The organism is Lachnoclostridium sp. MSJ-17, assembly GCF_018918205.1.
Classification (GTDB): domain Bacteria; phylum Bacillota; class Clostridia; order Oscillospirales; family Acutalibacteraceae; genus Ruminococcoides.
Genome location: NZ_JAHLQB010000043.1, coordinates 21,800 through 33,648 on the forward strand (window position 1 = coordinate 21,800; position 11,849 = coordinate 33,648).

The 11,849-nt window shown below is 48.9% G+C and carries 10 protein-coding genes; 9 read left to right on the plus strand and 1 reads right to left on the minus strand.

Annotated elements, in window-relative coordinates; all coding sequences use genetic code 11:
• The first annotated feature begins 5 nt into the window (after positions 1 to 5).
• From KQI64_RS03645 to KQI64_RS03665, 5 genes are all read left to right on the plus strand, one after another.
• A complete protein-coding gene (locus KQI64_RS03645) occupies positions 6 to 1,433 on the plus strand; it encodes an MBOAT family O-acyltransferase (RefSeq protein WP_216523385.1) in 1,428 nt (475 codons plus the stop codon).
• 14 nt (positions 1,434 to 1,447) lie between these two features.
• The gene (locus KQI64_RS03650; RefSeq protein WP_216523386.1) at positions 1,448 to 2,845 is read left to right on the plus strand and encodes an alginate O-acetyltransferase AlgX-related protein; all 1,398 of its coding nucleotides are present in this window, start codon (positions 1,448 to 1,450) and stop codon (positions 2,843 to 2,845) included.
• Positions 2,846 to 2,859: 14 nt separating this feature from the next.
• Entirely contained in the window at positions 2,860 to 3,870 is a 1,011-nt protein-coding gene (locus KQI64_RS03655; RefSeq protein WP_216523387.1) for a G5 domain-containing protein, read from the plus strand.
• 94 nt (positions 3,871 to 3,964) lie between these two features.
• A complete protein-coding gene (locus KQI64_RS03660) occupies positions 3,965 to 6,538 on the plus strand; it encodes a translation factor GTPase family protein (RefSeq protein WP_216523388.1) in 2,574 nt (857 codons plus the stop codon).
• A gap of 87 nt (positions 6,539 to 6,625) precedes the next feature.
• Positions 6,626 to 7,840, plus strand: coding sequence for an alpha/beta hydrolase fold domain-containing protein (locus KQI64_RS03665; RefSeq protein ID WP_216523389.1), 1,215 nt, complete (start codon positions 6,626 to 6,628; stop codon positions 7,838 to 7,840).
• A 49-nt stretch (positions 7,841 to 7,889) separates the two neighbouring features.
• On the opposite strand, the gene KQI64_RS03670 is transcribed toward KQI64_RS03665, so the two are convergent.
• Positions 7,890 to 8,720: a tRNA lysidine(34) synthetase gene (locus KQI64_RS03670; RefSeq protein WP_216523390.1), complete on the minus strand. Its 831-nt coding sequence runs from the start codon at positions 8,718 to 8,720 to the stop codon at positions 7,890 to 7,892.
• Positions 8,721 to 8,909: 189 nt separating this feature from the next.
• Here KQI64_RS03670 and KQI64_RS03675 point away from each other — a divergent pair, with 189 nt between their 5' ends.
• The 4 genes from KQI64_RS03675 (at position 8,910) to KQI64_RS10525 (ending at position 11,583) form a co-directional block, all read left to right on the plus strand.
• The gene (locus tag KQI64_RS03675; RefSeq protein ID WP_216523391.1) at positions 8,910 to 10,226 is read left to right on the plus strand and encodes a GGDEF domain-containing protein; all 1,317 of its coding nucleotides are present in this window, start codon (positions 8,910 to 8,912) and stop codon (positions 10,224 to 10,226) included.
• Positions 10,227 to 10,308: 82 nt separating this feature from the next.
• A complete protein-coding gene (locus KQI64_RS03680; RefSeq protein ID WP_216523392.1) occupies positions 10,309 to 10,953 on the plus strand; it encodes a hypothetical protein in 645 nt (214 codons plus the stop codon).
• A 24-nt stretch (positions 10,954 to 10,977) separates the two neighbouring features.
• Entirely contained in the window at positions 10,978 to 11,295 is a 318-nt protein-coding gene (locus tag KQI64_RS03685; protein ID WP_201427559.1) for a TnpV protein, read from the plus strand.
• A 153-nt stretch (positions 11,296 to 11,448) separates the two neighbouring features.
• Positions 11,449 to 11,583 (plus strand): hypothetical protein, encoded by a 135-nt coding sequence (locus tag KQI64_RS10525; protein ID WP_301282410.1) that lies wholly within the window; start codon positions 11,449 to 11,451, stop codon positions 11,581 to 11,583.
• Positions 11,584 to 11,849: the final 266 nt, after the last annotated feature.

Consider the following 11,849-nt stretch of genomic DNA (forward strand, 5'->3'; position numbering starts at 1 on the left):
CGCAAATGGTTTTCAGTTCACTGGTTTTTCTCAGCTTGTTTCTGCCCGCGGTATTTATCCTGTACACGGTGATACCCTCTCTCAAGGTCAGAAATATCCTGCTTATTCTCGCAAGTCTCGCGTTTTACGCCTACGGCGAGCCTGTATACGTACTGCTTATGCTTTTCAGCTCGGTGCTCAATTATTTCTGCGCACGGTGGGTTGAATATAACCCCGAAAAGAAAAGCAAGGCGGCTCTTGTGACTGCGGTCGTCGTCAACCTCGGCATTCTCGCCGTGTTCAAGTACACGGGAATGTTTGTGACCACCTTCAATTCCCTCACGGGCTTGTCGGTGCCTGTTCCCGAAATCGCTCTGCCGATAGGCATTTCGTTCTTCACCTTCCAGGCGCTGTCATACGTCATCGACGTTTACCGCGGAGCCGTTGAGGTTCAGAAGAATTACTTGAACATCTTACTCTACATTACCTTCTTCCCGCAGCTTATCGCGGGTCCTATCGTAAAGTACCGCGATATCAACCGTCAGATCACCGACCGCTGTCAGAGTATCGACAAGATCTCGCGCGGTCTGAGGCGTTTTCTCTGCGGACTTTCAAAGAAGGTATTCATAGCAAACACCATGGGTCAGGTCGCCGACGTTCTTTTTTCTCAGGACGCGGGAACACTCTCATTACCCGCCGCGTGGCTGGGAGCGGTTGCGTACCTGTTCCAGATTTACTACGACTTCTCAGGCTATTCCGACATGGCTATAGGTCTCGGTCTGATGTTCGGCTTCGAATTCAAGGAAAACTTCATGTATCCCTACGGCGCCGTAAGCATTCAGGACTTCTGGAGACGCTGGCACATTTCTCTGTCCACATGGTTCAAGGAGTACCTCTATTTTCCGCTCGGCGGAAACAGAAAAGGCAAGGCGCGCACTGCTCTCAACCGTCTTATCGTATTTTTCTGTACGGGTCTATGGCACGGAGCGAACTGGACGTTTGTGCTCTGGGGACTCTGGCACGGACTCTTCCTGCTGCTCGAGGAATATGTTCCGGTTATGCGCAGACTCCCGAAGGTTCTCGGACATATCTACACAATGCTCGTAGTGATCCTCGGCTTTGTGCTTTTCAGAGCGGACACGATTTCCTACGGCTTTGCCTATATCGGCAGAATGTTCGCAGGCTTCGACTTTTCGGAATCGGCTCTAAGCATCGCTCTCACACAGCTCACGCCGTGGTTCCTTATTATGCTTGCCGCCGCCGTTATCGGCTGCGCACCAATCCGTCCGCTGGCTGACAAAATCCGCGCCAATCTGTATGGAGACGCCGCTCTTTCCTCTGCTTGGAAGGGCGTTCAGGCTGCTCTGTACGTCATCGCCGCCGCGGGTCTTGTCTGGTGTATGCTCCGGCTTTCCTCGGGCGCGTACAATCCCTTTATCTATTTCAGATTTTAGAAAGGCGGCGTGACATGAAAAAAATACTACTGATTATTTTTACTGTGTTCTGCGTCGCTGTCTGCGCCGTACCGTCTCTCGGAATGATTTTCCGTCCGACTGACGAGCCGATAGGCAACGAGCGTCAGACTCCTGCTCCGTCGGTCACAAACAAGGACGGCAGCTTCAATTTCAGCTATTTTACCCAGCTCGGCGGCTACTATGAGAAGCATTTCGCTTTCCGCCCCGAGATGATTCAGGCGGACGCGTCCATACAGGCGGGGTTATTCAAGACCTCCAATATAGACACCGTTGTCGTCGGAAATAATGACTGGCTCTACTACACCTCGAGCACAGACGATTACCTCGGCAAAAACACGCTCACCGAGAGTGAAATCAACGGGGTAATAAACAACCTCAAGGTGATTCAGACTTATTCCGAGTCAAACGGCGCGCATTTCCTGTTTACCGTCGCGCCCAACAAGAACACGCTTTATCCCGGAAACATGCCCTATACCTACAGCGCAAAGGTTTCCGATACCCGCAACAGGGATTTGCTTCATTCCGCGCTCAAGGACAGCGGAGTCAATTACTGCAATCTCTTTGAGCCGCTTTCCGCTCAGGACGAAACGCTGTACTTTGCACGCGATTCTCACTGGAACAACAAGGGCGCTCTGCTCGCGTACAACAGCATTCTCAATCAGCTTAATCAGCCGCACGACGATTATTCTTCCGCCGAGGTAACACGAAAGAAGGATTTCACCGGGGACCTGAGCAAGATGCTCTATCCTGTTTCCTCTGAGCCCGAGTATAATTACTACTACGGAGCCGAGGATAAATACGCCTACACCACCGATACCAAGTCGGTAGAGGATACGCTTATCAAGACGGAAAATCCGAATTCATCCGGCACGCTCTATATGTACCGCGATTCATTCGGAAACGCTCTTGTACCGTTCTTCGCTTCGGTGTACAACACCGCGACGTTTACCAAGGCATTCCCGATGAATATCCGTCAGGATCTGGCTTCAAATAAGCCCGACACCTTCGTTATGGAGCTTGTCGAGCGCAACATCAAGTGGCTCATTACAATGCCGCCGATGCTGCCCGCTCCCGAGCTGAGCTTTTACAAGCTTTCCGGTACGGTTGAAGGAAGCCCCAAGGTAAAGGTTCAGCCCTGCAATTACGCCGCCGAGTATACTCAGATTTCAGCGGTAATAGAAGGCGCCGCGTCGGAATCCGGCGGAGAATATTATATCACCGTCAAAGACGAGAGCGGCACGGAAAAGACCTTTGAAGCGTTTTCGTATAAATCCGAGGAAGGCGACGGACTGCTTGCGTACCTGCCTTCCGAGAGCTATCCTTCCGAAGGCTCTTACACGATCAAAATCATGGTAAAGAACAAGGACGGCTTTTTTGAGCTGCGTTCTTGATAGGAGGAAATAAAATGAAAAGATTAACAACTGCCGCGCTCGCGGTACTGACCGTTCTGGTAATGGTATTTTCACTTACTGCCTGCGCAGGAAAGGCCGTTACCCTGACCGTTCAAGACAAGGACGCCAAGACTGAGGTCGAGGCAAACGTAGGAATGACCGTTTCGCAGGTTCTCGAAAAGGCTGAGATCAAGCTGGGCGAGAAGGACGAAACCGAACCCGCAAAGGACGAAAAAATCGCCGAGGACACCACCAAAATCACAGTCAAGCGTTACGCCAAGGTCACCGTTAAGCTCGGCGACGAGACAAGAGAGATCGAGATGACAGGCGGCACAGTTGCCGACGCTATCGAAAAGTCCGGCCTCAACACCAACGGCTGCGAGCCCGACGTCGACAAGGACAAGTACCTCGAGGACGGCATGGTCATCAACATGGTCAAGGGCACAAAGGTGACTCTCACCGTTGACGGCAAAACCAGCGACGTAGCTACCAAGGCAAAGACCGTCGAGGACTTCCTCAAGGAGCAGAAGGTCACTCTCGGCGAGGACGACGAGGTAAGCGAGAAGCTTAACGCCGAAATCAAGGACGGCATGAAGATCACTGTAAAGCGCGTTGAGTACAAGACCGAGGAAAAGACCGAGAAGATTGAGTACAAGACCGTAGAGAAGGAAAGCGACAGCCTCGAGGCAGGCAAGGAAGAGGTTACCCAGGAGGGTAAGGACGGCGAAAAGACCGTTACCTACAAGGTCAAGTATGTGGACGGCAAGGAGGACAGCCGCGAGAAGGTAGAGGAGAAGGTCACCAAGGAAGCGGTTGACAAGGTTGTAACCCGCGGCACCAAGACAGAGTCCTCTCAGCAGGAGCAGCCTCAGCAGCAGGAACAGCCTCAGCAGCAGTCCCAGCAGGAGCAGCCCGCAGGCAAGACCGTAGTCAGCAAGGAAAACTTCCCCGACTGCGACGGTTCCGGTCACGGCTACTATGAGATTCACTACTCCGACGGCAGCGTCGAGTATCAGCAGTATTAATAAACAATTACGCCGGCAGTTTTTGCCGGCTTTTGTTTTACATTTTCAGTGATTTGTGGTATCATATTATCATAATACTCCGGGCGGTGATCCTATGAAAAAAATAGCAGTCGGCATTCTCGCACATGTTGATTCGGGCAAAACTACACTCTCTGAGGCGCTGCTCTATTCCTCCGGCGCGATCGGCAGGCTCGGGAGGGTAGACCATCGCGACGCCTTTCTCGATACAAATACGCTTGAGCGCGAGCGCGGCATCACGATATTCTCAAAGCAGGCGGTATTTTCCTGCGGCGATACTGAGTTTACCCTCCTCGATACTCCGGGTCACGTCGATTTTTCGGCTGAAACAGAGCGGACCCTTCAGGTTCTCGACTACGCGATTCTTGTAATCAGCGGCTCGGACGGCGTTCAGAGCCACACCATGACCCTATGGAAGCTTCTCCGCCGTTACCGCGTGCCGACGTTTATCTTTGTCAACAAGATGGATCTGGACAGCTCGAGCAGGGAAGTGGTGTATTATCAGCTTCGCACCAAGCTCAGCGAAGCCTGTGTGGATTTCGGCGGGCACGATGATTTATTTGAGAACATCGCGCTCTGCGGCGAGGACTTGCTGACAAAATACGAGAGCGATACCCTTTGCGACGCCGATATTGTTTCAGCGATCAGACAGCGAAAGGTTTTTCCGTGCTTTTTCGGTTCAGCTCTCAGACTGTACGGTATCGGGGAGTTTCTCGATTGTCTGTCAAAATACACCGCAATGCCGAATTACGGTTCTGAGTTCGCCGCTCGTGTATTTAAGATCGCCGAGGACGCTCAAGGAAACCGCCTGAGCTTTATGAAGCTGACAGGCGGCACATTAAGGGTCAGAGAGGTTGTAAAGAGCGATAACAACAAGAACGGCGAGAAGGTGAATCAGATTCGCGTCTATTCGGGTGAAAAATTCACCGCCGTGGACGAAGCCGCCGCCGGTACGGTCTGCGCCGTTACGGGACTGAGCTTCACAAGGACAGGCGACGGTCTGGGCGTTGAAGAAAACGCCTTTCTGCCTGTGCTCGAGCCTGTGCTGAGCTATTCTGTTATCTTGCCGGATAATATTGACGCGCATACCGCTCTCGCAAAGTTCAGGATCCTTGAAGCCGAGGATCCGCAGCTGAACGTTGTCTGGAACGAACGTCTCGGTGAGATACAAGTCCGTCTTATGGGAGAGATCCAGCTCGAAATCCTCAAAAGAGTAGTCAGCGACCGCTTTGAATTCGAAGTAAATTTCGATAAAGGAAATATAATTTATAAAGAAACCATTACAGAAACCGTTGAGGGAGTGGGACATTTTGAGCCGCTGCGCCACTATGCCGAGGTTCATCTGATTATGAAGCCGGCAAAGCGCGACAGCGGAATCGCCATACGCAGCGAATGCCGCGAGGACAGTCTTGACAAGAACTGGCAAAGGCTTATCCTCACACATCTTTCCGAAAAAACGCACCTCGGCGTTCTTACAGGTTCGCCGATCACCGACATGGAAATAATTCTCGCTTCCGGCAAGGCACACGCAAAGCATACCGAGGGCGGAGATTTCCGGCAGGCGACCTACCGCGCCGTGCGACAGGGACTCCGCAGCGCGAAAAGTATTATACTTGAGCCGGTGTTTGATTTTTCTCTTGAGGTACCCATAGAGTGCGTTGGAAGGGCTATGACCGATATCCAGCGCATGCACGGAGAATTCAACCCTCCCGACGCAACAGAGGACAGCGCCGTGATCACCGGAACCGCTCCTGTTTCCGGAATGCGGGATTACCAGCGCGAGGTTGTGCAGTATACCCGCGGAAAGGGCAGACTTCAGTGCTCTCTCAAGGGCTACGCGCCTTGCCACAATCCCGAGGAGGTTATTGCCGCGATAGGTTATGACTGCGACTCCGACATAGAAAATCCGAGCGATTCAGTCTTTTGCTCACACGGAGCGGGTCATAACATCAAGTGGAATGAGGTAAAAAAGTATATGCACTTGCCGAGCGCGCTCGAGCAGCCAAAGCCAAAGCCTCTTACACGGGAAAAAATGATTGCCGAATGCAGAACTAAGGAGGATTTTTTCATTCTCGACAAGGAGCTTCTGCGCATCTTCGAGCAAACCTACGGACCTGTCCGAAAACGTACGGCGGCTGAGAGCAAGCGGCATTTTTCCGCACCGTCCGACCCTAAATATCAAAAACAAAAGCCGACCTACGACGGAACGGAGTACGTTCTCGTGGACGGCTACAATGTGATTTTCTCGTGGGAAAAGCTCAACGAGCTTGCTCAGACCAATCTTGACGGTGCAAGAACCGCGCTGATCAACATTCTCTGCAACTATCAGGGCTTCCGTCAGTGCGAGCTTATCGTCGTATTTGACGCCTACCGGGTCAAGGGCAATCATCGCGAGGTGGAGCAGGTAAACGGCATAAGCGTCGTCTATACAAAGGAAGCGGAAACCGCCGATATGTACATAGAAAAGACCTCTCACAAGCTCGCGAAAAACAACCGCGTCCGTGTTGTCACCTCGGACGGACTCGAACAGATCATTATTCTCGGAAACGGCGCTCTGAGGGTATCTTCACGCGCTTTTCTCGACGAGGTGAGAGCTGCCGAGGAGGAAATCAGACAGATTATCAGCGAGGAAAATCAGTCATTCCAATGATACTGTCTAAAATATTTTTTTGGTAATGATTGTTTTTTGTCGAAAAGTATGGTATAATAATTATAATATACTTAGGAGGTAATCCGCATGAATAATACAATCAAAGCGGCTGTTTCCGCGGCCGCAGGAAAGATTTTTAAGATGAAAACCTCGCAGAAAATCGCTATCGGCGCGGCTGCTGCCGTAACCGCCGCCGCGGCTGGTCTTGTGATCGCCAAGGGCGTTCAGGCGAAGAAGCAGGACAGAAGCGTCAAAAGCCTTGTCCTCGAGGACGCAACAAGAACTCTGCCCGTCTCCGTAAAGAGAGAGCCGAGCTTTGAGGAGAGCATGGAAAAGAGCGCTCAGCCCTTTGTGCTTCCTCAGGCTGTCAGAAAGAGAATCGGACTCCGCGAGCTCGACGACTTCGAGGATACCTTTGTTCTCGAGCCAAAGAATAAGACTACCGTCGATGTGATCTTCTATCTGCACGGCAGCAACTTCTGGTACAATCCTTCCCGTTATCACTATGCCTTTATGAGAAGGCTTTCAAACAAGCTCGGCGCCGAGCTGATTCTCCCCGTATATCCCAAGGCTCCCGCTCATACCGCGGTTGAGATTCAGCAGATGCTTATTGACCGCTATCTCTATATCGTCAGAGGCAAGGGCATTCCCGCCGAGAACGTTGTATTCGTAGGCGACGCCGCCGGCGGCGGTCTTGCGCTTGCTATACTCCAGAAGCTCAGATATCTTGCGCTTCCCATGCCCAAGCAGGCGTTTTTGATCTCACCGTGGCTCGATATCACCAACAGCAACCCCGAAATGGAAGAAATCCAGCCGAACGACCCGGTTCTCAATATTGAGAAGCTCGCCTTCAAGGGTGCGAAGTATGCGGGCGACCTTGATTTGACGCACCCAACTGTCAGCCCGATTTACGGCGACCTCTCAGGTCTCCCGAAGCTGACCGTTTTTGCAGGCACACGCGAAATCTTCTGTGCCGACGTAAAGAAGCTGCGTGAGATCGCCGAGGACAAAAATCTCGATATCGACGTTCATATTTACAAGAATCAGATGCACTTCTTTGTTGGTCTGCCCATTCCCGAGGGTGAGGAGGCGATCGGAATAATTGCTTCCGAGCTTTACGGCGCTGAGGAGGACGACACCCTGATGGATATTTCCGACATCGATGAGTCCGAGCTTGCCGACGCTATTGTCAGTGAGGAGGAAGTTGAGGACATCGATGGTGAAATCCCTTCGATTGACGAGCTCAACGCGATCTCAGAAGCCGCTCTTAAAGAAGATTCCGACGCTGAATCTGCTGAATAAAAAAATATTTCTGAAAAAACAACACGCCCCGCTGTTTGGGGCGTGTTTTTCAATATCTGTCCAGAAAACTGTATTCCTTTCCCTTTGTCTTGAAGCCGACAAAGGTGTCAAGGTGAACTCTGTGCAGACTGTTGAAGATACTTTTTTCAATATTAGGATTCGTCTTTTTCAGCTCGCGAATAAGCTCCTTGATTTCTTTTCTTTTGGTGCCGCCTGTTTCAGCGACAAAATCCGCGTCTGTAAAGCGGCAGGCGCATTGAATGAACCGCAGACCGTTGTACCTTGTCCACGCGATAATATCGTCCTCGTGCACGCAGTACAGCGGACGGATAAGCTCCATTCCCTCATAATTAGTGCTTTTTAGTTTAGGGATCATGCCCTGAAGCTGCGAGCCGTAGAACATAGCCATCACGGTTGTTTCAATAACGTCGGAAAAATGGTGACCCAGGGCGATTTTATTGCAGCCGCGTTTTTGAGCCTCATGGTAAAGATGTCCTCTCCGCATTTTCGCGCATAGGTAACAGGGGTAGCGGTCGACCTTTCCGGTGATATCAAAAATATCCGTATCAAATATCTCAATAGGCAGTTCGAGCAGCTCGGCGTTCTTTTTTATCTGATTCAGGTTTTCCTCATTGTAGCCGGGATTCATTACCAGAAATATCTGTTCAAACGGTACCTCGCTGTACCTTTGAAGCATCTGCATCAGCTTTGCGAGCAGCATGGAATCCTTTCCGCCCGAAATACAGACAGCTATCCTGTCGCCCTCATTTATCAGCTCATAGCGTTTGACTGCGGCGACAAAAGGGTTCCAGATTTCTTTACGGTATTTTTTTGTGATACTTCGCTCAACCTGTTGAGCAAAAGTCAGCTCTCGTTTCATGCTATCTCCTCGATTCAAGAGAATTATAGTAAAATTTTAGATTATTGTCAATACCGCCCTGAATATGGCTATAATAATCTGCTATGACAAGTAGTGACAAAACGTAAATGTTTGTGCATAATTTCTCTTGTTTATAACACGATATTATATTATAATAGATGTAGGATAGATTATGAGGGGGTGGGTCAAATGTTGACTGATAACAAATTGCTATATATAAAAAACATATTTCTTATTGTTGTTTCCGTCGTTTTTGCGGTAGTATGCCGTCTTATTTCATTACCGCTTCCGTCGGTATTGTCCGAGTGGGAGAGGACCTCGCTCTATATCAGGAACATGACCGGATATCTTCGCGATAACCATATTTCAATAATATTTTTCCTTGTATTTGTAACCTCCGGACTGACCTCGCTGCTCTTAGGCTCGCTGATTCACAGAAAATTTGACCGAAACAGGGAATCCGCGCAGGTCAGTATCAAGGCAGGAGTGTTCTTCCTGGTTTCCTCGGTGTTTTTTCTCACAGACGCGAGTACCCTTTTTGTTATGCCCGTATCCCGCGAGATTTCGGGATACATTTGCTGCGTCAGTCTGATGATGATGCCGCATCTGTTTATTGATTTTATCAAGCTGATATCAAAGCGGAAATGGATCATTCTGTCCGAGTGGTATTTTACTGTATTGTCAGTATTGTTCTTCGTATTCGCCGCTCTGAACTTACCGCAGGTATTCATTACCGCAACGGTATTCGTAACGGGCTTCTCGTTCTGTTTTCTGATGATCGCTTGCAGGGTTATGCAGATAATAGCATTATCCGGAAAGCAAACCGACGAAAAGCATCTTTTCATTATGCTCTGCGGTATTCAGATTGTTCTGATTATCTGCGGTCTTGCGTTTTTCATAGCCGGCAACAGAAAGGTATTTTTGTTATGCTCCGGTTTGGCGCTGACTATATACGCATATTTTGTATTTTCGGAAATGCTGAACATCGCCGCGAGAAGATATATAAAAACCTCCGATTACGAGGACGTCCGCAAAATGGCGTACATTGACAGCCTGTGCAACATCAGCAACCGCAACGCCTTTATTCTTGAACAGGAGGCGAGCTTTGATTGTGACGAGCTGTGTTATATCGTCTTTGACATGAACAATCTCAAGGGAATCAACGATAAATACGGTCATTCCGAGGGCGACAAGATGATAAAAAAGGCGGCGGAAATTATTTCCTTATCATTTGAAGAATTCGGAAAATGCTTCCGCATCGGCGGCGACGAGTTTGCCGTTATCGGGCGTTATAAAACTCTCGCTCAGATCGAGAAGGAGATTCGCAAGTTCAACAATCAGATAAAGGAATACAACATTAAATCCAACTTAAAGCTTGACTTGGCGTATGGCTATGCCCGACGCGAGAATACCGATATCAGTACATACGAGCTTTTTAACAAGGCGGACAAGGAAATGTACCGTTTCAAGCGACGTTGGAAAGCATTGATAAAAGTGAATGCGTAAATATTTAAGGGAGCTGATTCGTTCGGCTCCTTTTTTGCATGATTAACGCCTGTTTCCGCATACTACTTATGAGGTGACTAACATGAAAAAAATCGGAAACAGAACACTGTTGTTTGAAGAATCTCCGGTTATCAGGGGATACGCTTCCGTAGTCGGAAAAAAAGAGAGCGAAGGTCCGGTCGGAAAATTCTTTGACAGAATTATATATGACCCATATAACGGAATGGAAACCTTTGAGGACGCCGAGAGCAGCTTTCAGACCGAGGCAATTAGTTTGGCGATAGAAAAAAGCGGAGTAAAAAAGGAAGAAATCGACTTCATCTTCGCAGGAGATCTGCTGAATCAGTGCACAGGCTCAAGCTTTGGTATCCGTGACTTTAATATTCCATTTCTCGGACAGTACGGAGCCTGCTCGACAATGGGACAGGGGCTGATTATGTCGGCGGTATATACAGAGAGCGGTGCCGCGAAAAATGCGGTATGCTCGACCTCATCGCATTTTTGCGCCGCAGAGCGACAGTACCGCTTTCCGCTTGAATACGGCGCTGTAAGGACTCCGACGGCCCAGTGGACTGTAACGGGAGCCGGAAGCTGCGTCGTCGGAATGGCAGAAACTGGAGTATCGATAAAAGCTGCGACCGTCGGAAAAATTACAGACTATCAGATAACCGACCCCAATAATATGGGCGCCGCCATGGCACCTGCGATATGTATAATAGAACCATAGATCATATCAAGGGAGCTGATTGTAATGTCGGAATCAAGAGAAAAAGCACTGCTTGCTACATACGGCGAATGGGGCACACGCTATCGCCGATACCTCATCGACCACGACAAGGAGAAGTATTACACTCTCCTGAGCGCAGGCGAGTTTTTTAATTACATCACCGAAATCAACATGAAAGCAGAACACCTCTACGACAAAACCGTCAGGGATCTGGAAGCAAAAAAGCAAATTACTACCGAGCTGAAGAAATCCGATCCGAATCTATGGCAAAACAAAATGAACGCTATCGAAAAACAGGCGGAGGAGTTTGTGTTGCGAATGATGATATTGAGCGAGAAATAATGGTGCGCAAAATAATGAAATAATCAACCGCGAAAATGGAGAAAAACGGTACACATTCCGCCGTTTCTTCAATAGTAGTTATGTGTACCATTCTTTCGGCTGAATTTTCATTGGTAGAATCCATGAAAATGGCTTAAAACCGTCATTTCTGGTGTGAAAGAAAATGGTACGCATTCTCCCGCAAGAAGGGGGCAGAAACCTTTTTCAATGGGAGCTGATTTCATAGAGTTCATTCGTGAAGATGATAATATCATGAGAGGAAAAAGAAGGCTTAAAATGGAAGCGTAAGGCGTATTATTTTGGATTTATACCGGAATCGAAAAAGAAAAAATAATGAAGCCTTACAAAAGAAAATACTCATTACACTGTCTTTTTTAAGCAACAAAGTCAGCACCAAAAGTTCATTAGTATGTGGTATAATATAGTTGAAATAAACCTGAATCCGTGAAACTCAAACAGGTAAAAATGCAGAAAGACCGATAGCCATGCAGAAATCGGCAGTCAAATTATCAGATTTTTCTTCACCCAAAAGGTGAAAAAACCACTGTTTTATG